This window comes from Hydrogenophaga sp. (genome assembly GCF_965657535.1).
GTDB lineage: Bacteria > Pseudomonadota > Gammaproteobacteria > Burkholderiales > Burkholderiaceae_C > Hydrogenophaga.
In genome coordinates, this window is record NZ_CBFHOP010000005.1 from 339,972 (window position 1) to 363,805 (window position 23,834).

Consider the following 23,834-nt stretch of genomic DNA (forward strand, 5'->3'; position numbering starts at 1 on the left):
GGCCAACAAGCCATAATCAACCATATGTTTGATCAAATATGTGCAACCTATGGGTTGTGCAGCCAAACCAGGGGCCACCGATGAGCACAGACTCGCTGAAAGACTTTTTCACCCAGCACCGCATCCAGGAAGTGGAGTGCGTGATCCCGGACATGACGGGCATCGCGCGCGGCAAAATTTTGCCCAAAGACCTGTTTTTGAAGTCGGGCCACATGCGCTTGCCCAAGAGCGTGTTGCTGAACACCGTGAACGGCCAGCAACCCGACAACACCGCCTTTGTCGGCGACACCGACCCCGACATGGTGTGTGTGCCCGACCTGAGCACGGCGCGGGTGGTGCCCTGGGCGGCGGAGCAGGTGGCGGTGATCATTCACGACTGCGAAGAGTTTGACGGCAGCCCCGTTTCGCTGTCGCCGCGCAGCGTGTTGCGTGGCGTGCTGGACCGTTACCAGGCGCGTGGCTGGCAAGCGGTGGTGGCGCCCGAGATGGAGTTTTACCTGGTGGCCCGCCACCAAAACCCGCACGAGCCGCTGCAGCCCCCACTCGGTCGCACCGGCAAACCCGAGGCCGGGCGGCAGTCGTATTCCATCGACGCGGTGAACGACTTCGACCCCTTTTTTCTGGAGCTGTCGCGCTTTTGCGAAGTCCACCGGCTGGGCGTTGAGACGCTGATTCACGAAGCCGGCGCGGGCCAGATGGAGATCAACTTCACCCACGGCGACCCGATGGACCTGGCCGACCGGGTGTTTTTGTTCAAGCGCACCGTGCGCGAAACCGCCCTGCGCCACGGTATTTTTGCCACCTTCATGGCCAAGCCGATGGAAGCCGAGCCCGGCAGCGCCATGCACATCCACCAGAGCATTCTGGACGCTGAGACGGGCCACAACATCTTCAGCCTGCCCGACGGCTCGGTGAGCCCGGCCTTTGGCCACTACATTGCCGGTTTGCAGCGCTATGTGCCGCTGGTCATGCCCATGCTGGCGCCCTATGTGAACTCATACCGCCGGCTGTCGCGAAACATGTCGGCGCCCATCAACGTGCAATGGGGGTTTGACAACCGCACCTGCGGCATCCGCGTGCCCGAGTCCGACGCCGCCAACCGCCGGCTGGAAAACCGCGTGCCCGGCGTGGACGTGAACCCCTACCTGGCCATGGCGGCCACACTGGCCTGCGGTTACCTGGGCATGGAACAAGCGCTGGAACCCACCGAACCCATGCGCAGCAGCGCCTGGGACATGGACCACGAGCTGCCCAACCACCTGGAAGACGCGATACGCCGCATGCGCACTTGCGAGCCGTTGCGCGAGGTGCTGGGCGCTGCGTTTGTCGATGCGTTCCTGGCGGTGAAAGAGTTGGAATACGCCACTTACAACCGCGTGATCAGTTCGTGGGAACGCGAGCACCTCTTGCTGCTGGTGTGAGTTGAGGATCACCCCCTGCGCCGCTGCGCGGCTTCCCCCTCTCTCGCCTTCGGCGGGAGGGGGACGCACCTGGTGGCCTGGCGAAGCCGGTTCCACGGGTGCCCTGGAACGAAGGCACGTGCGCCTGAAACCAAACGGTATGCCCGCTTGAAACCACGATTGAAGTCCCATGCAAAACGAAACCCATCCCCGCACCGGCATTGACTGGCCCCGCGCCCAGGCCTTTCTAATCCGTGAACGTGCCCACTTCACCGCGCGCAACCCGCAATCGGCAGCGCTGGCGGCACAGGCGCAGCAGCACCTCCTGTTTGGCGTGCCGCTGCACTGGATGAGCGACTGGGGTACACCCTTCGCCCTGCACGTGGCCCACGCCAGGGGCGCGTTGGTGACCGACGTGGACGGCCACACGCTGGTGGATTTTTGCCTGGGTGACACCGGCGCCATGTTTGGCCATGCGCCGGCACCGGTGGCGGAAGCCCTGGTGAACCAGGCCGCGAAAGGCTACACCACCATGCTGGCCACGGCAGACGCAGCCGCAGTGGGCGAGGCCCTGAGCGAACGCTTTGGCCTGCCCTATTGGCAGTTCGCCATGAGCGCCACCGACGCCAACCGCTACATCGTGCGCTGGATTCGCGCCGCCACTGGCCGCAAAAAACTGCTGGTGTTCAACGGCTGCTACCACGGCACCATTGAAGACGTGTTTGTGGACCTGGTGAACGGCCAGCCGGTGCAGCGCAACAGCCTGATGGGTCAGGTGCACGACCTCACCGCACACACCGTGGTGGTCGAATTCAACGATCTGCCTGCGCTGGAAGCCGCGTTGCAGCAAGGCGACGTGGCCTGTGTGCTGGCCGAGCCGGTGATGACCAACATCGGCATGGTGCTCCCCGAACCCGGCTTCTGGGCCGCCGCGCAGGCCCTGATCAAACAACACGGCGCCCTGCTGGTGATGGACGAGACCCACACCATCAGCACCGGCCCCGGCGGCTACGCGCGTGCCCACGGCATACAAGCCGACGCCCTGGTGCTGGGCAAACCCGTGGGCGGCGGTGTGCCGTGCGCGGTGTACGGCATGAGCGCTAGCCTGGCCGCGCGCGCCATGCAGGCCAAGCAAGACGCCCCGCCTGGCCACAGCGGCATCGGCACCACGCTCACCGGCAACATGCTCGCCATGGCTGCCATGCGCGCCACGCTCACCGAGGTGATGACGCCCAGCGCTCATGCCCACATGCTCACCCAGGCCAGTGCGCTGGCGAGCGGGCTGGAACACGTCTTGAAAAAGCACCACCTTCCCTGGTGCGTCACCCAGGTGGGCGCGCGCACCGAGTTCCAGTTTTGCACCACCCCGCCCACCAACGGCAGCGAGGCCGACCGTGCGCTCGACGGCGAGTTGGAGCACTTGATCCACCTGGGCCTGCTCAACCGGGGCGTCATGATCACGCCGTTCCACAACATGATGCTGGTGTGCCCGCAAACCACCCCGGCCGACGTGGCCCGGCTGCTGGCTGCGCTGGACGCGGTGCTGAGCGAGATCACAGCGGTGGCCCCATTCGCATGAAAAGCCCGCCTGCCACCACCCAGCAAGACAGCACCTACCAACGTCTGCGCCAGTGGGTGACCGTGGGCCGGTTTCTACCTGGAGAGCGGTTGAAGATTCACGACATTGCGCAGCAGCTGGGCGCCGGTGTGATGCCGGTGCGCGCCGCGCTGCAGCGCCTGGCCGCCGAAGGCGCGCTGGTCAATGTGCCGCACAGCGGCATGCTGGTGCCCAGGCTCTCAGTGGCCGAATTCGACGATGTGCTGCAAATGCGCCTGCTGCTCGAAGGCGAAGCCGCCGAACGCGGCGCCCACCGCATCGACGCAGCCGGTCTGGCCGAGCTGGCCGTGCTGGAGCAGCGCATGGGCGAAGCGCTGGCCACCGGTGACACCACAGCCTACCTGGACGCCAACGAGCTGTTTCACCTGCGCCTGTACCAGGCCGCCGCCTCGCCCACGCTCATGGCTCTGATTGAAACCGTGTGGCTCAAGGTGGGGCCGCTGTCGAACCGGCTGTTTGAAGCCGCGGGCGCAGCGCGGGTGCTCAACCATGCCCACAGCGATGCGATGAGCGCCCTGCAGCAGCGCGACAGCGCGGGGGTGCGACGCGCGATTGAGTGCGATCTGTTTGTGGCCGGGCAATTTTTGCGGCCGTTCTGCGCGGCTTGATCAGCCCGCGCGCAGCCACACAAACGCGCCCACCAGGCCCATCAGCACCGGCTGGTGCAGCAGGTAGTAGCTCAGGCTCCACTGCCCCAGCATGACCAACCCGCGCCGCAAACCGCCTGTGGGTGCATCGGCCGAACCCAGCCAGGCCGGCCGGTGCTTCAGCGCCCACTGCCCCGCCGCCAGACCCCACCACACCACGCCCAGCCACGGCAGCAGCGGCACATAGTCTTCGGTGATGGGCTTGCGGCTGATGAAACCCAGCCAGTTGAGCCACGGCGTGTTGAACACCTCCAGCGCGGGCATGGCGCCTATCAGCCAGGGCGCTGCCCATTTCAGCGCAACAGCCAGCGCGCCCAGCAGCCACAGCCAGACACCCCAGCCGGCGGTGAGCCGGGCCACGATCAGCATGACCGCAATGCCGTGCAACACGCCAAAGTAAATGAAGCTGTTGGGAAACATGAGCACCGAGCCGGCCGTGACCAGCAACGCCGCCCCAGCCACCTGCGCCCAGCGGCGCCAGAAACGCGGCCAGCTTTGGCCCTGGTGCAGCGCCACCGCCTGCGACAAACCGGCGGTGAACAAAAATCCGCTGACGATGGCGGTGCGCTGCCAGGTCCAGAACGGGTCGTTGTAAAAATTCTGCTGAATCAGGCCAAAGTGGTTCAGGTCAAAGCTGAAATGAAAAGCCGTCATCCACAGCATGGCGGCGGCTCGCAGCAGATCGATGCGGTTCAGGCGCCCGCTTGCGCCGGTATGCACAAAAGCACCCATGCTCAAACCGCCCGGCGCTGGATGCCCAGCAACAGGTCAGCCAGCGCCTGCGGCTCGCTCACCATCGGGTCGTGGCCGGTGGCCAGCTCCAGCACCTGCCAGCCCGGCTCGCTGCGCACCCGCACGCGCGACGGTGCGATGGTGGCCAGCGCAGGCTGCGTGCAATCAATGAAGGTACGCGGCACCATGGCCACACGCTCGGCGTCAAAGTCCAGCGGCTGCTGGTACAGCTTGAACGGCTGCGGCGTCTGGCGGCGATTGACCCAGTCGCGGTCGGCGCCTTGCAGCCCAAACAGCGCCGCGTCGGGTGGTGGAAAGCTCAGGCCCCCGCTGGACTGGGCAGCGTCCATGCGCGCCTGCTTCGTTTCAGGTGTGTGGTGGCTGCTCCAGCTGTCGCCGGGGTACGGCAGCGCCGCGTCCAGGTACACCAGGTGCGCCAGCAGACCCGGGCGCTCGCGCTGCAGCCGGTCGGCCACGCCGGTGATCACCATGCCCGCATAACTGTGTCCCACCAGCACCAGGCGCGGCAACTCTTCGGCCTCAATCAGTCCAATCACGTCTTGTATATGTGTGTGCAGGTCAATGGCGGGGCTCAGCAGGTGCGCCCGCTCGCCCACGCCCGTGAGGGTGACCGCATGCGCTTCCACCCCCGCACCGCGCAGCCAGGGCAGCACCCGCCGCCAGCACCAGGCGCCGTGCCACGCGCCATGCACCAGCACCACAGCCGGTGGGGCGCTTTCGTTGAAAGGGGCAGGTGCATGCATGGGTGTTCTCCTGGACAATACCGCGTTGGTTTTTTCGCCGCCACCGATTTTGCCCGGACACCGCCCATGCTGCCCCACCACCTGGAACTGATCTCCCCCGCCCGCGACGCCGACATTGGCATTGAGGCCGTCAACCACGGGGCCGACGCCGTGTACATCGGCGGGCCATCGTTTGGTGCCCGCACCAGTGCCGACAACTCGGTGAAGGAGATTGCTCGCCTGGCGAAGTACGCGCACCGCTTTGGCAGCCGCATTTTTGTGACGATGAACACCATTTTGCGTGACGACGAACTGGAGCCCGCGCGCAAGCTGGCCTGGCAGCTGTTTGATGCCGGCGCGGACGCGCTCATCATTCAAGACATGGGCCTGCTGGAAATTGACTTGCCCCCCATACAGCTGCACGCCAGCACACAAACCGACATCCGCACGCCCGAAAAAGCCCGCTTTCTGCAAGACGCTGGCCTGAGCCAGATAGTGCTCGCCCGCGAACTCACGCTGCAGCAAATCGCCGCCATTCGCGCCGCCACCGATCCCGAGCGCTGCACGCTTGAATTTTTTGTGCACGGCGCCCTGTGCGTGGCCTACAGCGGCCAGTGCTTCATCAGCCACGCCCACACCGGGCGCAGCGCCAACCGGGGCGACTGCTCGCAAGCCTGCCGCTTGCCCTATGAGGTTAAAGACAGCCAAGGCCGCATCGTGGCGCACGAAAAACATGTGCTTTCGATGAAAGACAACAACCAGAGCGACAACCTGCGCGCCCTGGTTGACGCGGGCGCCCGCAGTTTCAAGATTGAAGGCCGCTACAAGGACATGGGCTACGTGAAAAACATCACCGCCCACTACCGCGTGCTGCTCGACGAGATCCTGGAAGACCGCCAATCTTCGGCAAACCCACTGGCCCGCTCATCCAGCGGCCGCTGCACCTTCGGCTTCACACCCGACCCGGACCAGAACTTCAACCGCGAGTTCACCGACTACTTTGTGCAGGGCCGCAAAGAAGACATCGGCGCTTTTGACACCCCCAAGAACCCCGGCCGCCCCATTGGCTACGTCACCCAGGTCGGCACCAACTTCGTTGAACTGGAAACCGACGACCCGGCCACCGTCATCCACAACGGCGACGGCCTGTGCTACCTGGACCTGCAGAAAGAATTGACCGGCCTGCAGATCAACCGCGCCGAACGCCTGCCCGCGCCAAACCGCTGGCGCGTCTACCCCAAAGACGCCATCGACACCCTGAAGGACCTGCGCAAGAACACCGTGGTCAACCGCAACCGCGACATGGACTGGGTGCGCAACCTGGAGAAAAAATCGGCCGAGCGGCGCATCGGCGCCTGGCTCAACCTGAGCGAAACGCCACAAGGCCTGAGCCTGACCGCCACCGACGAAGACGGCCACAGCGCCACCGCCACCCTGCCCTGCGCCCTGGAACCCGCCAAAGACGCGACCCAGGCGCAGAGAAAACTGCGCGAAGCCCTGGCCCGGCTGGGCGACACGATTTTTGAGCCCCTCGACGTGTCGCTGAACCTCTCACAACCCTGGTTCGTGCCCGCATCCCAGCTCAACCCGCTGCGCCGCGAAGCCATTGAAAAGCTGGAAGCCGCCCGCGCCGCCGCCTGGCATCGCCTGCCGCGCGCCCAGGCGGTGCAACCGCCAGTACCCTACCCCGAAGACACCCTGACCTACCTGGCCAATGTGTTCAACCAGAAGGCGCGCGACTTTTACGCCAAACACGGGGTAAAGGTGATCGCCGCCGCCTACGAGAGCCACGAAGAAGCGGGCGAAGTGAGCCTGATGATCACCAAGCACTGCGTGCGCTTCTCGCTCAGCCTGTGCCCCAAACAGGCCAAAGGCGTCACCGGTGTGCAAGGCACGGTGCGCGCCGAGCCCATGTCGTTGGTGCACGGCGACGAAAAACTCACCCTGCGCTTTGACTGCAAACCCTGCGAAATGCACGTGGTCGGCAAGATGAAGCCGTCGGTATTGAAAGCCGGGCAAAGCAGCCCGCTGAAGTTTTACCGGACACGCCCGGTGGCCGGGGCTTGATGGCGGGGCGCAAAGCATCAATAGATGGGCTCAACCCCAAGAACTGCCCAACACCTCCGCCTGCTGCAGCACCAGCTCCACAGCAGCCTCCTGCAAATCGGGCGGGTATTTGTACTTGCGCAGAATGCGTTTGACCATCAGCCGCAGGGTAGCGCGCACGCTCTCGCGCTGGGCCCAGTCCACAGTGATGTTCTTGCGCAGGTTTTCGGTGAGTTCGTGGGCAATCTTTTTGAGCGTCTCGTCCGGCAGCTCAATGACCGCGGACTCGTTGCTAGCCAGTGCGTCGTAGAAACGCACCTCGTCATCGGACAGGCCCAACTGGTCTCCTCTGCCTGCCGCTTCGCGGAACTTCTTGGCCATCTCGACCAGTTCTTCCATCACCTGCGCCGTCTCGATGCTGCGGTTTTGGTACCGGGTAATGACGCTGCTGAGCAGCTCGCTGAACTTGCGCTGTTGCACCACGTTCGTGGCGAACTTGCTCTTGATTTCTCCCTCCAGCAAGCGCTCCAGCAGCTCCACGGCCAGGTTCTTTTCGGGCAGGTTTTTCACCTGGGCCAGGAACTCGTCGTCCAGCAGGCCAATGTTGGGCTTCTCCAGGCCCACGGCGTCGAAGATGTCGACCACCGCTTCGCTCACCACCGCCTGGTTGATGATTTGGCGGATGGCCAGGTCGCGCTGTTCGTCGGTGCGTTTCTGGCTGCTGATGTCGCGCTTGGTCAGGATGACCTTGACCGCCTGCAAAAAGGCCACCTCGTCACGCACAGCCTTGGCCTCGTCCAGCGTGCAACACAGGCTGAAGGCCTTGCTCATGGCCAGCGCGGTGTCGGCGAAACGCTTCTTGCCGTCCCGCTGGCCTTTGCCGGTTTTGTCCTTGGTCTCAGACTTCAGCCCGAGCACGTGGTTGGCCGCCCCGGCCAGTGTCTTGTGGCCGCCGGTTTTGAAGTCGCTCCAGTCAAAGCCATGCAGCATGGCGTGCAGCACGTCACGCTTTTCCAGCAGCACAGACAGCGCCTCGTGCGCGTCCACGGTGGGCTTCCCCCTGCCTTTGCTGGCGGTGTATTCCTTCATGGCGGCTTTCAGCTCGTTGCCGATGCCGATGTAGTCCACCACCAGACCACCCTGCTTGTCTTTGAACACCCGGTTGACGCGGGCGATGGCCTGCATCAGGTTGTGGCCCTTCATGGGCTTGTCTACGTACATGGTGTGCACGCAGGGCGCGTCAAAGCCGGTGAGCCACATGTCGCGCACGATGACCAGACGCAGCGGGTCGGCCGGGTCTTTGAAGCGCTTTTCCAGCCGTTTCTTAACCTGGCCGCTGTAGATGTGCGGCCTCAGCAGTGCCTTGTCGCTGGCGCTGCCGGTCATGATGATTTTGATGGCGCCCTGCTCCGGGTCGTCGCTGTGCCAATCGGGCCGCAGTTTGACGATTTCGTTGTAGAGGTGCACGCAGATGTCACGGCTCATGGTCACGACCATGGCCTTGCCGTCCTGGGCTTTGTTGCGTTCTTCAAAGTGCGCCACCAGGTCGGCCGCCACGCTGGCCACGCGCGGCTCGGCACCCACCACCTTTTCCAGCGCCGCCCAGCGGCTTTTGAGCTGGGCCTGAGTGCCCTCTTCCTCGTCTTCGGCCAGTTCGTCCACCTCGTCGTCAATCAGCGAGAGGTCGGCCTCCTTCAGCTTCAACTTGGCCAGGCGGCTTTCGTAGTAGATGGCCACGGTGGCGCCATCTTCCTTGGCCTGCTGCATGTCATACACATGGATGTAGTCGCCGAACACAGCCCGGGTGTCGCGGTCGGTGCTGCTGACCGGTGTGCCGGTGAAGGCCACAAAGGTGGCGTTGGGCAATGCATCGCGCAGGTGCTGGGCATAGCCCACCTGGTAACTGGTCTTGTATTCGGGAAGGGCCAGGTCGGCCGTGCCTGCGGGCGCCACGTATTCACCATCGCTGCTGGTCAGCGCCCCGAAACTGGCCGAGCCTGAAGCTGCGCCCGAGACCTTTCGGGTCTTGAGCTTGGCCTCAAAGCCGTACTGCGTGCGGTGGGCTTCGTCCGCAATCACCACAATGTTGTGCCGGGCGGACAGCACCGGGAACATGTCTTCATCTTCCCCGGGCATGAACTTCTGGATGGTGGCGAACACGATGCCGCCCGAGGGCCGGTTGCCCAGCAACTGGCGCAGTTCCTGCCGGGTGCTGGCCTGCACCGGCTGTTCGCGCAGCAGGTCTTGCGCCAGGCTGAACACGCCGAACAGCTGGCCGTCCAGGTCGTTGCGGTCGGTGATGACGACTATGGTCGGGTTCGCCATCGCCGGCTCTTGCATCACACGGGCGGCAAAGCAGGTCATGGTGATGCTCTTGCCGCTGCCCTGGGTGTGCCATACCACCCCGCCTTTGCCGCGCACATTCGCCGCACTGTCTGTGCGCGAAGCGGCCACCACATGCTCGATGGCCGAGCGCACCGCGTGGTACTGGTGGTACCCCGCCACTTTTTTGACCAGGTTGCCGTCGTCCTCGAACAGCACGAAGTAGCGCAGGTAGTCCAGCAGCACCTTCGGGTCCAGCACGCCGCGCACCAGCGTCTGCAGTTCGTTGAACTCGCCCAGCGGGTCCAGGTTCACGCCATCGATGGTGCGCCACTGCATGAAGCGTTCGGCATTGGCTGACAGGCTGCCCATCCGAGCGTCCGTCCCATCGGAAATCACCAGCAGCTCGTTGGTCTGGAAAACGTCCGGAATCTGCTCTTTGTAAGTCTGAATCTGGTCGTAGGCTTTCCAGATGTCGGCGTTTTCGTCGGCGGGGTTCTTCAGTTCAATCAGCACCAGCGGCAGGCCGTTGACGAACAGGATGATGTCGGGCCGGCGCTTGTGCTGAGGCCCCTGGATGGTGAACTGGTTGACCGCCCAGAACTCGTTGCGCGCCGAGTTAGACCAATCCACCAGGCGCACAAAGTCGCCCGCCGTCTCGCCATCGCGCTGGTACTGCACCGGCACCCCAGTCACCAGCAGCTTGTGAAACGCCCGGTTGGCCGACAGCAGCGCCGGAATGCCCAGGTCTTGCACGCGCTGCAGCGCGTCTTCGCGGGCCGCCGTGGGCACATCGGGGTTCAGCCGCTGGATGGCCTCGCGCAAGCGAAACGGCAGCAGCACCTGGCGGTAGTTCGCGCGCTGCAGGTTGGCGCCGTCGTGGGCGATGTCGGGGCCGAAGTGCACCGCATAGCCCAACTCGGCCAGCCAGCCCAGCGCTTCCTGTTCGAGTTGGTCTTCGGTCATGTTGTTGTTCATTCACCGCCCGGATCATCCGGAAAATTGCCGCGTCCCATGGCTTGAAGCAGGTCCAGCTTGAGTCCGTCCGAAAAGTCATCGTCCTCGATCAGGGACACGACAACCCGGTGCAGCAAGTCCTTGTTGATGGAACCCTCAGCCACGGCCACCACAATGTTCTCCATCTGCAGCATGTACTGCTGCACACAGTAGTCATAGCCATTCAGGGTCAAAAAATAGGCCCCCAATGTCAGGCTGGATCGCTTGTTGCCATCGTTGAACGCATGGAACTTGTTGACGGCAAAAATCAAATGCGTCAGCTTGGCATCGAAGGTCGGGTAGTAGTCATCGTTCTGAATGTGCTGCAGAACACTTTCCAGCTGCCCCAGGTCCTTCAACCCCGGCAGCCCGCCAGAGTGTTCAATGATCCAGTCGTGCACATCCACCGCATGCTGCGCATCGAAATACAGCGTCAGGTCTGCCATGGCGTCAACGGTCTTTCAGCCGTTTGAGCACCGCCAGCAGCTTGGGGTCTGACAGTCGGTCTTCGAGTGCCTGGCTGCGCTCACCCAGAAAGCGCTCGAAGTCCGCTTCCGGTACGGCTTGAACGTAGGCCTCCAGTTTCTGGTGAAGCGCCTCGCGAAAGCCCAGATCACGGCTGGCCATGCGGGTGCGGGCATTTTCGATTGACGGTTTCAAATAAGGGCTGGCGGCGGCCTCGGCCAGCAACGCATCGACCTCTGCTGACTTGAGCTTGCGCCCCAATTGCTGCGCCCGCTGCTGAATGCTGGCGGCCAGGCCACTCTCAAAGGCAGCCAGGGTATTCAGTACCTCGGCATACATGGTGTCGCGCGTGCTGTCGCCATCGGCCAGGCGCAGTACCTGCTTGTACTCACGGGCGTTTTCGCAAAAAACCGCCTGGTAGATCCTGTCCGTGAACACCGCGTACTTGTGGTTGCCCATGTCGACGTGGTCACGCAGGGCGTTGGTGAACTGCTTTCGGTAGCTGTCCTCCATGAAGGCCGAGGGCAGGTAATCCTGGTCACGCTGATTGATGAAGCGGGTGTGGCCGCCCGTGCGCTCAGCCACCACATCCAGCACGATGTCCAGCATACGGCTTCGGATGGCCTTGGCCCGCTCACTCTCCGTCACCAACATGGCTAGGTTGAGAACAGCCCGAAACGAGAACGCCCCCAGAGCAGGGACCTTGGCACCGATCAAGTCGACGACATTGATGTCGTCGACTCGAGCTAACTTCATGTTTTTTAAAGACTTTCCCTTGAGGACACGGTAACCGTTCTGTTTGAGTTCTGACTCATGGCTGGCCAGGTAACGGTCAATGGTGCGCTCGTCGATGTCCAACAACTCGGCCACGTGCACCTTGAAGAAAACGACTTCTCCCTCGATGCGCAAGCCGCCCAGCGCCAAATGCTCTTCCAGCTTGCTCAGAGCGTAGCGGTTGTTGAGGACATTGCTGCGAGCCACCGCCGAGGTGGTAAGGTCATTGGTCATGCGAGAGCTGCCACCAGTTGGTTTTGGGCTTCGGGCAGGCGAAGCTGGCCGGAGATGAGGCGGGGTAGCAGGGTATCTCGGAGGGTGATGAGAGTTTTGGCTTGCTTTTCGTTTTCAATCAATCGCTCAAACAAAGCACCACCGGCCTCAGCAAAAACCTGCACAACTTCGGGAGGGGGCACCAAAGCGGGAATTGGTCGAAACGCCTTCTTGCTGATCTCCATGAACGTCGAGCCGTTGGCGCGGCCTTTGATACCCTCCATATTTTCGCGGCACCAAAACAGCATGTACAGCGGAGGCAACACGCCACCCGGCGGCATGGCGATATACCCTTGATTGATGGCCAAAGGCACTTGGGCCAGAGCCAAGTAACCAATAGGCGCTCTCGACGAAAGCAGCAAGGTACCCACCGGTAGCAAGCCAGAACCAATCTTTGCTAGCCCCGAGTCACTCAGCTTTCTCTCGGTGTCCAGCAGCACGGGAGCAGGTATGCCGGAAAGGTCTTTGGGGGTTGTCCAGCAGTGAGTCGCGGGCTCCCAGAAAGCCGGAGACTTCGTGTCCGGCGTTGCCCCACCAACTGCATCGACCGCATCGCCAACTTGCATGACCCGCCACCCACTCGGCACCAACCCCAACTCCGTTTCTTCAAACGCATCCGGAAACAGCGCCGCTGTGGCCTCGTCCATGCCTTCGGGGGCGCGGCCTTCCATCTTGGCGCGCACGGGGTCGAAATCAACGAACCACGACTTGAACAGCGCCTGGGCGATGGCTTCGAGGGTGGCGTTGGTTTCGCGCAGGAGGGTGATGCGGTCGTCTAGTGCTCCCAACACATCAGCTATTCCGCTTTGCACCTCAACCGGTGGTAGCGCGGCGTGAAAGGCTTTGACTTCAGGAAAGTAAATCGTCTGATGAGTGGTCCCTGAGGCAAAACGTAAGAAACTGTTCTGCTCCCCCAATAGGATGTATTTCAGATACCTGTAGTCCAAATCGAGACCGCATACCCAGTTCACGAAGTCCTGGCTCGTCGCCATGGGAACGCCCATGACTACAACATAACCGACGGATGCTGTGCGCGACAAGCAAACGGTGTGTGCGGGCAATATCCGGGCTGAAGAATTTCTAATGCCCAGCTCGTTTGTGTATTGAGCAGTCTCATAGATGGTCTGACCATGGTTGCCTGTTGCATCCCTGATGCCTATCCATGGAACATCCCCATCCCAATACTCTGGTTGCTTTCTACTTGGTGTATGCCCAGTTTCCAACCTTGCCACATCAGTCAACAGCGTCCAATTCCAACCAACAGGAAGTGGCGACCCAGGATTACCTACTGAAATAGCGAACTCGCCAGGAATAACACCAGTAGTCGCAGCACGACCACCTGTTCTGGACTCCAAAGAGCGCTCAGAACTCATACCCCAGCCCCCCCAGCTTCTGCCGAATCAGCGAGTCCAGTTCCGCGCCTTTGGCCATCTGCTCGCCCAGTTTTTCGGTCAGCTTGCGCATCTTTTCGTCAAAGGCTTCGTCGTCGTCCTCCACTTCTTCGGCGCCCACGTAGCGGCCGGGGGTGAGCACATGGCCGTGTTGGGCGATTTCGGCCAGGGGCACGCTGCGGCAAAAACCCGGTTGGTCCTGGTAGTCGGTGATGGTTGCGCCGGCTTCCACCTCACCGCGCCATGCAGCCACGGTTTCGGCAATGCGCTGAATGGCTTCGTCGTCCAGCTCACACTGCACGCGCGAAATCATCTTGGCCAGCTTGCGGGCGTCGATGAACAGCACCTCGCCTTTGCGCCGCTTCTGCTTGGCCAGGAACCACAGGCAGGCCGGTATCTGGGTGTTGAAGAAGAGCTGGCCTGGCAGGGCAATCATCACTTCCACCACGTCGGCTTCGACCATGGCGGCGCGGATGACGCCTTCGTTGTTCTGGCTGGAGCTCATGGAGCCGTTGGCCAGCACGATACCGGCGCGACCGCTGTCTTTGAGGTGGTGCAGCATGTGCTGCAGCCAGGCGTAGTTGGCGTTGCCCTGGGGCGGGTCGCCGTGTACCCAGCGCGGGTCGCCTTCCAGGCTGCCGTGCCACCAGTCTGAAATGTTGAAGGGCGGGTTGGCCAGGATGAAGTCGGCTCGCAGGTCGGGGTGCTGGTTGCGGGTGAAGGTGTCGGCGGGTTCGCGGCCGAGGTTGAAGTCGATGCCGCGGATGGCCAGGTTCATGGCGGCCAGGCGCCAGGTGGTGGGGTTGGCTTCTTGGCCGTAGATGGACACGTCGCCCAGCTTGCCGCCATGGGCTTCGATGAACTTCTCAGACTGGACGAACATGCCGCCCGAGCCACAGCACGGGTCGTACACCTTGCCCTGGTGCGGAGCGAGCACGGCCACCAGGGTTTTGACGATGCTGGCCGGGGTGTAGAACTGCCCGCCGCGCTTGCCTTCGGCGCTGGCGAATTGGCCCAGGAAGTATTCGTACACCTGGCCCAGAATGTCGCGGGCCACTGAGGGGTTGTCGCCAAAGCCGATGGTGGAGACCAAATCAACCAGCTCGCCGAGCTTGCCGTCGGGCAACTGGGCGCGGGCGTAGCGCTTATCCAGAATGCCCTTGAGCTTGGGGTTCTCGGCCTCGATGAGGGTCAGGGCGTTGTCGATGAACTTGCCAATCTCCGGGCTCTTGGCCATGGAGCGGATAGTTTCCCAGCGCGAACCCTCTGGCACCCAGAAGACGTTGGCGCTCTTGTAGTAATCGCGGTCTTCCAGCTCGGTGGTCAGGTCTTCGGGCGTGGCATCGGCAAAAAAGAAATCGTCGGCCGGGTCTTTGAGCCGGGCCTCGACTTCGACGCGGCGGGCGGTGAAGGTGTCAGAGACGTATTTGAGGAAGATGAGGCCGAGCACCAGGTGCTTGTATTCCGCGGCGTCCATGTTGGCGCGCAGCTTGTCTGCGGTGGCCCAGAGTGTTTTCTTAATGTCGTCGAGCATGCGTTTTTGTTGGTTGTCTTGTTGGGCTTCTTGTTGTGGCTTTTGTGCTTCAGTGGTCGGCAGCCCCGGGGGCATTTTGCCCTGCTGCTTCGTCAGGCTTGGGGACGATCCTCACCGACCAATGGCCGCCGCTTTCTTGCTTGGCCAGCAGCAGATCGTAGGTCTTGATCATGTCGAGCAAGCCAGAGTGGCCGTAGGTTTGCGGCGAAAAGGCGGGGTCGGTGCGCTTGAGGTAGGCGTCCAATGGCCCCAGGCCGACTTTGCCTTCGGGCGTATCACCGGCCAGCAAGTCCACCGCTTCAATGACGAACTTGGGCCGGCGCTTGGGCGCAGGCTTGGCGGGTTCCGCTTTGTTGGACGGCTCTGGCTTGGGCGTGGCCTGCCTGGTCGCTCCCGCCAGCTCGACGGCTGGCTCGGGCGCCAGCGCCGCCGCTGGTTGAGGCTTCTGCCATTCAAAGAACTGGTCGCTCGCGTTGCGCAAGGCGTCCGGCGTTTTCGCCTCACCCACGATGTGCACCGTGGCGCCCCGCTCTCGCAGCTTGCGGCAGAGGTAGGCGAAGTCGGAATCGCTGGTGACGAGGCAAAAGGTATCGGCGCGGTTGTCAAGAAGGGCCTCAATGGCATCGAGCGCCAGCGCGATATCGGCGGTGTTTTTGCCTGACGCGTATTGGTATTGCAAGCAGGGCGTGAAGGCTTGCCTGACCAGAGCCTCCGGCCATTTGTTGGCCAAGGTGGTGTGGTTGCCATAGCCACGCCTCAAAACCACCCGCCCAAACTGGGCCACGACGCGCAGCGCGTATTCGGGTATTTCGGGTGTTGTGTTGTCGCAGTCCACCAAGACGGCGACGCGCTTTTCCGCTTCTGCGCTGTGGTTCATTTTGGCTCCCCGTTTCTGAAGAGGATCATACGGGGTAGCGTGCCCTGCCCTGCCCTGCCCTGCCCGGCTCTGCTGCGTGGTGGGGTTTGCCCACACCCGCCACACCAGGGAGGCAGCAGCGTTTTGCCGTTTTACAACGCTTCCCGCGCCGCCACCAGCGACGGCCAGATGCTCAGAGCGTGCTTGGCTTCCGGGCGCACGCGGCGGCGGTGGTCGTCCAGCCCGGGGGTTTGGCCGGGGCTGTTGCCGGCAATGCTGCGGGGCCATTGGTGCTTGCCGCTGAGCTCTGCGGTGCGTGTGGGCATGGCACCACTGCCCAGAGCGGCGAGCGTGTGGGTAGGCGAGTGAGACGGCTCAGCCGTTCAGATGTAGGCGTTGACCGGCTTCACATGCCGCATGTGCAGGCTCAGGCCGAGTGCGGCCATGTGGTTGCTGTTGCGGCTCAAGATTTTTTCGGACAACGGCAAAAACTCGGCCTCCTCGTAGGCCGCGTGGGCGGTGTACTCGCTCACCAAGCGCTGGACTTCTGACACATCCAGGTCGGTACTCTGGCCTTTGGCCACGCGTTTCAAGCCGCTTTCCAGCGTCTTCCACAGCGCTTCCACCATGCGGTGCTCTTGCGTGAGCCGGGTGGTCATGGCCTTCACTTTCAGCAGCTCTTCGCCCGGGGTGGCGCTGGCAATGACGGCGGGGAACAGCTCGCGCTCCTCCTCAAGGTGGTGTTCAAAAATCGCTTCGCGAAAAAATTCGAGCGACTGTTCTGCGATTTGCCGCGCCCGGGCAGCGGGCGCCAGCAAGGCGGGCAATTCGTCCAGCGCGTTCAGGCGCTTGATGATGCCGCTGTGGCAGTTGGTGAAGTTGGTCAGCGGGGCATCTGCAGCAACCGTTGCAGCGGCAGTGGGGGTGGCGGACATGGTCTGGCTCCTGTTGTGGGTGTTCAACCAGAGTGTCCGAAGAACCATCAGCACACTCACGATTGATGGATGCCAGTCTAGAGATTGCCAGCGCGTTGGCCTTGATGCAGGTCAAGCCTGCCTGCTTTGTCCATCAATGCGCGACCGCAGCGCTGCGCCCGCGCAGGCGCTGCCAGCCGGTCAACAGCAACACCACAGCGCCGCCGGCCAGCAACCCCGCGACGGCGCCGGCCAAGCTGGGCACAACAGCGCCCAGCCAGCCCAGGCCGCCGGCAAAAGCGTCTACCGCGTGGCCCAAGGCAGGCACGCCGTGCAACAAGATGCCACCGCCCACCAAAAACATGGCGGCGGTACCCACCACCGACAGGGCTTTCATCAGCCAGGGCGCAGCCGTGAGAATGCCTTGGCCCAGCGATTGTTTCCAGGTGGCATTCTGGCGACTCAGGTGCAGGCCGGCGTCATCCAGTTTCACGATGCCGGCCACCAGGCCATAAACGCCCACGGTCATGACGATGGAAATACCCACCAGCACCGACAACTGTTTGGCAAACGTCGCGGCGGCCACGGTGCCCAGCGTGATGACGATGATTTCAGCCGACAAGATGAAGTCGGTGCGCACCGCGCCTTTGATTTTTTCTTTTTCAAACGCCACCAGGTCCACGCTTTCGTCGGCAACGGCTTTCACCAGCTCGACGTGGCGCGCGTCGTCTTCCGGCTTCTTGTGCAAAAAGGCATGCAGCAGTTTTTCTGCCCCTTCAAAGCACAGAAACAAGCCGCCCAGCATGAGCAAGGGTGTGATGGCCCAGGGCGCAATGGCGCTGATGGCCAGCGCTGCCGGTACCAGAATGGCTTTGTTCAAGAGCGAGCCCTTGGCCACGGCCCAGACCACGGGCAATTCCCGGTCGGCCTTCACGCCAGTGACCTGCTGCGCATTGAGTGCCAGGTCGTCCCCCAGCACACCGGCGGTTTTCTTGGCCGCCAGCTGCGTCATCGCGGCCACGTCGTCGGCTGCGGCCATGCCCTGGCGGGCGGCCACTTTGGTCATGACAGCCACATCGTCCAGCACGGTGGCGATGTCGTCGAGCAGCATCAAAAGACTGGTGGCCATGGCGGCTTTCTAAAAAGAGATTCAACAGACAGTGGCAGCCTGCACCGCAAGGCGCCCGCGCAACCTGCGTTCAGGCACCGGCCGGCCACACAAGCGGAAACAAGGGATCGTCCATGGGTGCGCCGTCGGGCAGACGCTGTTCGAGGCCCGGAAATGGCGGTGAGGTGCGCCAGGGACGCAGCGCGTGCGCGGCATCGTCGCCCAGGTAGCGGGCGGAAAACACCCTTCGGCGGGCCCCAGGCCCCACGCCGCTGCTGGCGTGCAGACTGAGCATGTGAAAAGCGACGCAATCGCCCGGTTCCAAGGCCCAGGCCCGTTGTGCGTACCGGTCGGGTTCGGCTTCGATGGCAGGCAACTCAGCCAGTGCGCCCTCGGGAAACCATTTGGCCTGGCTGTCGCGGAAGGTGCGGGGCATGTACCAGGTCCCGCTGTGGGAACCAGCCACAAAGCGCAGCGTGCTGGCCAGCGGCACGGGATCCACCGGTATCCAGAAGCTCACATTTTGCCGACCTGCCACGTTGTAATACGGTTGGTCCTGGTGCCAAGGTGTGGGCTGGCGGGTGCCCGGCTCCTTGACGAGCAGGTGGTCGTGGTACACCCGCGCGGTCTCGCTTTGCATGAGCTGCGCGGCAATATGGGGCAGTGCCGATGACCGCAGAATTTCGCTGTAAGCGGGGTTGTTTTGCCAGGTACAAAAGTCTTCGACAAAGCGGCCTGGGTCGTCTGGCTCGCTGGCCACGAGCGCCAGCGGGCTCAGATGGGTCAGGTTGTGCTCAATCCCCCGCTCCAGGGTGCCCAGTTCGCCAGCGCTGAGCACACCGCGCAGCACCACCGCACCGTCAAGGGCATAGGCCGCGACGGTGTCGCTAGACAACGGGTGCTGGCGGGGCATGAACATGGCCCGCCTGTCAGGCAACCCACTTGCGCGCGTTGCGCCAGATGCGCATCCAGGGGCTGTTTGCGCTCTGGCCACCGGCTTTGTCAACATCAACCCAGCTCATCTGGATGTTGCGGAACACCCGCTCCGGGTGCGGCATCATGGCCGTGAAGCGGCCGTCTGCGGTGGTCACGGCGGTGAGGCCACCGGGGCTGCCGTTGGGGTTGAACGGGTACTGCTCGGTGGCACCACCCGCGTTGTCCACGAAGCGCATGGCTGCAATGGCTTGCGCGGGGTTGCCGCGGTGCTTGAAGTTGGCAAAGCCTTCGCCGTGCGCCACAGCAATCGGCAAACGGCTGCCGGCCATGCCTTGCAGGAACAGGCTGGGCGATTCGAGCACCTCGACCATCGACAGGCGGGCTTCAAAGCGCTCGCTCTGGTTGGTGGTAAAGCGCGGCCAGGCGTCGGTGCCGGGGATGATGTCGGCCAGCTCGGCAAACATCTGGCAGCCGTTGCACACGCCCAGGCCAAAGGTGTCTTTGCGGGCAAAGAAACCCTGGAATTGCTCGGACAGCAAGGGGTTGAAGGTGATGGAGCGCGCCCAGCCAATGCCGGCACCCAGCGTGTCGCCGTAGCTGAAGCCACCGCAGGCGACCACACCCTGGAAATCTTCCAGCTTCGCGCGGCCGGTCTGCAGGTCGGTCATGTGCACGTCATAGGCTTCGAAGCCCGCCTGCGTGAAGGCGTAGGCCATCTCCACATGCGAGTTCACGCCCTGCTCGCGCAAGATGGCGACCTTGGGGCGCGCCAGGTTCAGGAACGGCGCGGCCACGTTGTCCAGCGGGTCGAAGCTGAGCGACACATGCATGCCTGGGTCGGCTGGCAGGCCGGCGGCCGCGTGCTCGCTGTCGGCACAGGCGGGGTTGTCGCGCTGCTGGTTGATGCGCCAGCTCACGCTGTCCCACACCTGGTGCAGGTCAAACAGGCTGGCGCTGAACACGGCCTTGGTGTCGCGCCAGACCTGCAGCTGACCTTTGCCCACGTCCATGCCGGACGACTCGGGGCGCGTTTTGCCCACAAAGTGGCTGTGCTTGCTCAAGCCGTGTTCGCGCAGGGTTTGCATGACGGCGTTGCGCTCGGCGGTGCGCACTTGCAACAGCACACCCAACTCTTCGCTGAACAAGGCCTTGAGCGTGAGTTCCTGGCGGCGGGCGCTGACCTGCGTCGCCCAATTCTTGGCATCGCCGCTGTCCATGCGGCTGTCGGCAATGCCGTCGCCCTCGGTCACGAGCATGTCCACATTCAGCGCCACGCCCACATGGCCGGCAAAGGCCATTTCAGCGGCGGCGGCCAGCAGGCCACCGTCGCTGCGGTCGTGGTAGGCCAGCAGCTTGCCCTCGGCGCGCAGCGCGTTCACGGCGTTGACCAGCCGCACGAGGTCTTGCGGGTCGTCCAGATCGGGCACGGCGCCGCCAGGCTGGCCCAGCACCTGTGCCAACATGCTGCCGCCCATGCGGTGCTGGCCCTTGCCCAGGTCAATCAGCACCAGGGTGGTGTCTTCCGTGGTGCGGTCGAGCTGCGGGGTGAGCGTTCCGCGCACATCGGCCAGCGTGGCAAAAGCGGTCACGATCAGGCTGACGGGCGAAGTCACCTTCTGCTTGTCGGCGCCGTCTTGCCACTGGGTGCGCATGGACAGGCTGTCTTTGCCCACCGGGATGGAGATACCCAGCGCCGGGCACAGCTCCATGCCCACGGCTTTCACGGTGTCAAACAGCGCGGCGTCTTCGCCGGGTTCGCCACAGGCGGCCATCCAGTTGGCGGACAACTTCACGCGGGGCAGCTCAATGGGCGCGGCCAGCAGGTTGGTGATGGCTTCGGCCACCGCCATGCGGCCCGAAGCAGCGGCGTCGAGCGAAGCCAGCGGCGTGCGCTCGCCCATGGCCATGGCTTCGCCGGCAAAGCCAGAGAAGTCGGCGAGCGTCACGGCGCAGTCGGCCACCGGCACCTGCCACGGGCCCACCATCTGGTCGCGGTGGCTCAGGCCACCCACGGTGCGGTCGCCAATGGTGATCAGGAAACGCTTGGACGCCACCGTGGGGTGGCTCAGCACGTCGATCACGGCCTTTTGCAGATCCACGCCGGTCAGGTCCATGGGTTTTTCAGCGCGCTGCACCGTTTTCACATCGCGGTGCATTTTGGGCGGCTTGCCCAGAAGCACGTTCATGGGCATGTTGACTGGTGCCCCCACGCTCGTCACTTCGTGTACGTCGCTGCCCCCCAGGGGGGCTGTGCTTGCTTGGGACGGCCCTGCGCTGCGCACGCCGCTGGTGTCCGGTTCCCCATGCGTCACAGGAAGGGGCAAATCCACATCGCCCACCACCAGATGGCGCTCTTCGGTGGCCACGCCCACCACCGCAAACGGGCAGCGTTCGCGCTCGCAAAACGCCTGGAACTGCGCCAGCGACTCGGGCGCGATGGCCAGCACGTAGCGTTCCTGGCTTTCGTTGCACCAAATTTCCTTGGGCGCCAGACCGCTTTCTTCCAGCGGTACGGCTCGCAAGTCGAAGCGGGCGCCGCGGCCGGCGTCGTTGGTCAGTTCGGGAAAGGCGTTGGACAAGCCGCCTGCGCCCACGTCGTGAATGGCCAGAATGGGGTTCTTGTCGCCCTGCTGCCAGCAGTGGTTGATGACCTCTTGCGCCCGGCGCTCAATCTCGGGGTTGCCGCGTTGCACGCTGTCAAAGTCGAGCGAGGCGGCGTTGGTGCCGCTGGCCATGGAACTGGCGGCACTGCCACCCATACCGATCTTCATGCCGGGGCCACCCAGCTGAATCAGCAGCGAGCCCGCAGGGAATTCGATCTTGTGGGTCTGCCCGGCGTCGATCACACCCAGGCCGCCGGCAATCATGATGGGCTTGTGGTAGCCGCGCTGCACGCCGTCCACGGCCTGCTCGTATTCGCGGAAATAGCCCAGCAGGTTGGGCCGGCCAAACTCGTTGTTGAACGCGGCGCCGCCCAGCGGCCCCTCGGTCATGATCTGCAGTGGGCTGGCGATGTGTTCGGGCTTGCCGCCCGGCTGGTCGGAGAGGCCACCCCAGAGTTTGGACACAGTGAAACCGGTGAGGCCGGCCTTGGGCTTGGAGCCCCGGCCGGTGGCCCCCTCGTCGCGAATCTCGCCGCCCGCGCCGGTGGACGCGCCGGGAAACGGCGAAATGGCGGTGGGGTGGTTGTGGGTTTCCACCTTCATCAAAATGTGGTGCGTGGCAGCCTCGGCGGCGTAGGCTGGCGCTGCATTGCCGCCCGCGCGGGCCACGAAGCGCTCCACCGGGTTGCCTTCCATGATGGAGGCGTTGTCCGAATAGGCCACCACGGTGTGTTGTGGCGCCAGTTGGTGCGTGTGGCGGATCATGCCAAAGAGGCTCTTGTCCTGCGCCACGCCGTCAATGGTGAACTGGGCGTTGAAAATCTTGTGGCGGCAATGCTCGCTGTTGGCCTGCGCGAACATCATCAGCTCGACGTCGGTCGGGTTGCGCTGCAGGCCGGTGAAGGCGTTGACCAGGTAGTCGATCTCGTCTTCGGCCAGGGCCAGGCCCCAGGTGGTGTTGGCTTCCAGCAAGGCCGAGCGGCCACCCGCCAGCACATCCACATGCGCCATGGGCGCGGCGTGCAGCTCGGTAAACAGGGCGTTGGCCTGGCTCCGGTCGAGCGACACGTTTTCGGTCATGCGGTCGTGCAGGTTGTCGGCCACGGCCTGCAGCTGTTCGGCGCTGAGGCTGGCTTTGCCCAACAGGCCGCTTTTGAGATGCAGACGGAATTCAACCAACCGCTCCACCCGGTGCAGCGCCAGGCCGCAGTTGTGCGCGATGTCGGTGGCTTTGGACGCCCAAGGCGACACGGTGCCCATGCGTGGCATCACCACCAGGGCCGGGACGCCGGTGTCGACCAGCTTCTGGTGTGCCTCGGTACAAGGCTCGCCGTAGGCCAGCAGCTGGCCCAGGCGCTCCACCGTGGCGGCGTCGGGCTCGGCGTCAAACGACGCCAGGTGCACAAAGCGCGCCGTGAGCCCGTTGATCTTGTCGGAAACCGCCATGAGGCGGGGCAAAATTTGCTGGACTTTGAAGTCGCTGATGGCGTTGCCGCCATCAAAAAAGCGCAGGTGCAGGGACACGGTGGGAGCCTGGGGTGCGTGAACCCAGAGAGTGGGTGGAAACCCGCGATTTTACCCGGGCTACCCGCCTGTTCTGCCTGAGGGGCGCCATCTGCGGTGGGATAATCCAGCCCCATGAGCATCACCTACAAAGACGAAGCCGGCATAGCAGGCATGCGCGTGGCGGGCCGACTGGCCTCCGAAGTGCTGGACTACCTGACACCGCTGATCCAGCCCGGCATGACCACGCTGGAAATCGACCGGCTGGCGGCAGAATACATGAAGCAGCAGGGCACCCGTTCGGCCACCATTGGCTACCAGCCCAGCGGCTACCCGCCCTACCCTGGTCACCTGTGCACGTCCATCAACCAGGTGGTGTGCCACGGCATTCCCAATGAAAAGCCGCTGAAAAAAGGCGACATCCTGAACATTGACGTCACCGTGATCACGCCCGAGGGCTGGTACGGCGACAACAGTCGCATGTTCCTCGTTGGTGGCGAAGCTGCCTGCAGTATCCAGGCCAAGCGGCTGTGCCACGTCACCTTTGAAGCCATGTGGAAAGGCATTGCCATGGTCAAACCGGGCGTGCGCCTGGGCGACATTGGCCACGCCATTCAAACCTTTGCCGAAAGCAACGGCTACACCGTGGTGCGCGAGTTTTGCGGCCACGGCATTGGGCAAAAATTTCACGAAGACCCGCAGGTGCTGCACTACGGGCGCCCCGGGACGCTGGAAGAGCTCAAGCCCGGCATGACCTTCACCATCGAGCCCATGATCAACGCGGGCAAGCGCGACATCAAGGAAATGGGCGACGGCTGGACCATCGTGACCAAAGACCGCTCGCTTTCTGCCCAGTGGGAACACACCATTTTGGTCACGCCCACGGGCTACGAGGTGCTCACGCTGTCGGCGGGCAGCCCGCCGGTACCGGCCTTTGTGACGCAGACCCCAGCCACCGTCTGACCGGCTACCC

18 protein-coding genes are annotated in these 23,834 nt (G+C 63.5%); 5 read left to right on the forward strand and 13 right to left on the reverse strand.

Going from position 1 to position 23,834, the window contains the following annotated elements:
• Positions 1-80: 80 nt before the first annotated feature.
• From ACTG4K_RS11175 to ACTG4K_RS11185, 3 genes are all read left to right on the forward strand, one after another.
• Positions 81-1,421 carry a glutamine synthetase family protein gene (locus ACTG4K_RS11175; RefSeq protein ID WP_439114282.1) on the forward strand — a complete coding sequence of 447 codons (1,341 nt, stop codon included), beginning with the start codon at positions 81-83 and terminating at the stop codon, positions 1,419-1,421.
• A 169-nt stretch (positions 1,422-1,590) separates the two neighbouring features.
• Positions 1,591-2,979 carry an aspartate aminotransferase family protein gene (locus ACTG4K_RS11180; RefSeq protein ID WP_439114283.1) on the forward strand — a complete coding sequence of 463 codons (1,389 nt, stop codon included), beginning with the start codon at positions 1,591-1,593 and terminating at the stop codon, positions 2,977-2,979.
• Positions 2,976-3,626 (forward strand): GntR family transcriptional regulator, encoded by a 651-nt coding sequence (locus tag ACTG4K_RS11185; protein ID WP_439114284.1) that lies wholly within the window; start codon positions 2,976-2,978, stop codon positions 3,624-3,626. The genes ACTG4K_RS11180 and ACTG4K_RS11185 overlap by 4 nt, the downstream gene beginning before the upstream one ends.
• On the opposite strand, the gene ACTG4K_RS11190 is transcribed toward ACTG4K_RS11185, so the two are convergent.
• Together ACTG4K_RS11190 and ACTG4K_RS11195 are read right to left on the reverse strand one after the other, a co-directional pair.
• Positions 3,627-4,397, reverse strand: a complete 771-nt coding sequence (locus ACTG4K_RS11190) for a heparan-alpha-glucosaminide N-acetyltransferase (protein WP_439114285.1) — start codon at positions 4,395-4,397, stop codon at positions 3,627-3,629.
• 2 nt (positions 4,398-4,399) lie between these two features.
• Entirely contained in the window at positions 4,400-5,161 is a 762-nt protein-coding gene (locus ACTG4K_RS11195; RefSeq protein WP_439114286.1) for an alpha/beta fold hydrolase, read from the reverse strand.
• A 66-nt stretch (positions 5,162-5,227) separates the two neighbouring features.
• On the opposite strand from ACTG4K_RS11195, the gene ACTG4K_RS11200 reads away from it, so the two are divergent.
• The gene (locus ACTG4K_RS11200) at positions 5,228-7,207 is read left to right on the forward strand and encodes a peptidase U32 family protein (protein ID WP_439114287.1); all 1,980 of its coding nucleotides are present in this window, start codon (positions 5,228-5,230) and stop codon (positions 7,205-7,207) included.
• A 30-nt stretch (positions 7,208-7,237) separates the two neighbouring features.
• Here ACTG4K_RS11200 and ACTG4K_RS11205 read toward each other — a convergent pair whose 3' ends face one another.
• The 11 genes from ACTG4K_RS11205 to purL form a co-directional block, all read right to left on the reverse strand.
• Positions 7,238-10,486, reverse strand: a complete 3,249-nt coding sequence (locus ACTG4K_RS11205; protein ID WP_439114288.1) for a type I restriction endonuclease subunit R — start codon at positions 10,484-10,486, stop codon at positions 7,238-7,240.
• On the reverse strand, positions 10,483-10,950 hold the full coding sequence (locus ACTG4K_RS11210) for a type II toxin-antitoxin system death-on-curing family toxin (RefSeq protein ID WP_439114289.1): 468 nt from the start codon (positions 10,948-10,950) through the stop codon (positions 10,483-10,485). The genes ACTG4K_RS11205 and ACTG4K_RS11210 overlap by 4 nt, the downstream gene beginning before the upstream one ends.
• 4 nt (positions 10,951-10,954) lie before the next feature.
• The gene (locus ACTG4K_RS11215) at positions 10,955-11,977 is read right to left on the reverse strand and encodes a DNA-binding protein (protein ID WP_439114290.1); all 1,023 of its coding nucleotides are present in this window, start codon (positions 11,975-11,977) and stop codon (positions 10,955-10,957) included.
• Positions 11,974-13,389, reverse strand: coding sequence for a restriction endonuclease subunit S (locus ACTG4K_RS11220; protein ID WP_439114291.1), 1,416 nt, complete (start codon positions 13,387-13,389; stop codon positions 11,974-11,976). The genes ACTG4K_RS11215 and ACTG4K_RS11220 overlap by 4 nt, the downstream gene beginning before the upstream one ends.
• Positions 13,379-14,941: a type I restriction-modification system subunit M gene (locus tag ACTG4K_RS11225; protein ID WP_439114292.1), complete on the reverse strand. Its 1,563-nt coding sequence runs from the start codon at positions 14,939-14,941 to the stop codon at positions 13,379-13,381. The genes ACTG4K_RS11220 and ACTG4K_RS11225 overlap by 11 nt, the downstream gene beginning before the upstream one ends.
• Before the next feature lie 49 nt (positions 14,942-14,990).
• Positions 14,991-15,818, reverse strand: a complete 828-nt coding sequence (locus ACTG4K_RS11230; protein WP_439114293.1) for an NYN domain-containing protein — start codon at positions 15,816-15,818, stop codon at positions 14,991-14,993.
• A 131-nt stretch (positions 15,819-15,949) separates the two neighbouring features.
• The gene (locus ACTG4K_RS11235) at positions 15,950-16,123 is read right to left on the reverse strand and encodes a hypothetical protein (RefSeq protein ID WP_439114294.1); all 174 of its coding nucleotides are present in this window, start codon (positions 16,121-16,123) and stop codon (positions 15,950-15,952) included.
• Between the two features lie 57 nt (positions 16,124-16,180).
• Positions 16,181-16,732, reverse strand: a complete 552-nt coding sequence (locus ACTG4K_RS11240) for a hemerythrin domain-containing protein (RefSeq protein ID WP_439114295.1) — start codon at positions 16,730-16,732, stop codon at positions 16,181-16,183.
• A 133-nt stretch (positions 16,733-16,865) separates the two neighbouring features.
• Positions 16,866-17,840: a DUF808 domain-containing protein gene (locus ACTG4K_RS11245; protein WP_439114296.1), complete on the reverse strand. Its 975-nt coding sequence runs from the start codon at positions 17,838-17,840 to the stop codon at positions 16,866-16,868.
• A 70-nt stretch (positions 17,841-17,910) separates the two neighbouring features.
• Positions 17,911-18,732 (reverse strand): phytanoyl-CoA dioxygenase family protein, encoded by an 822-nt coding sequence (locus ACTG4K_RS11250; protein ID WP_439114387.1) that lies wholly within the window; start codon positions 18,730-18,732, stop codon positions 17,911-17,913.
• Positions 18,733-18,748: 16 nt separating this feature from the next.
• Positions 18,749-22,882 carry a phosphoribosylformylglycinamidine synthase gene (gene purL / locus ACTG4K_RS11255; RefSeq protein ID WP_439114297.1) on the reverse strand — a complete coding sequence of 1,378 codons (4,134 nt, stop codon included), beginning with the start codon at positions 22,880-22,882 and terminating at the stop codon, positions 18,749-18,751.
• Between the two features lie 114 nt (positions 22,883-22,996).
• On the opposite strand from purL, the gene map reads away from it, so the two are divergent.
• Positions 22,997-23,824 (forward strand): type I methionyl aminopeptidase, encoded by an 828-nt coding sequence (map, locus tag ACTG4K_RS11260; protein WP_439114298.1) that lies wholly within the window; start codon positions 22,997-22,999, stop codon positions 23,822-23,824.
• Positions 23,825-23,834 lie beyond the last annotated feature (10 nt).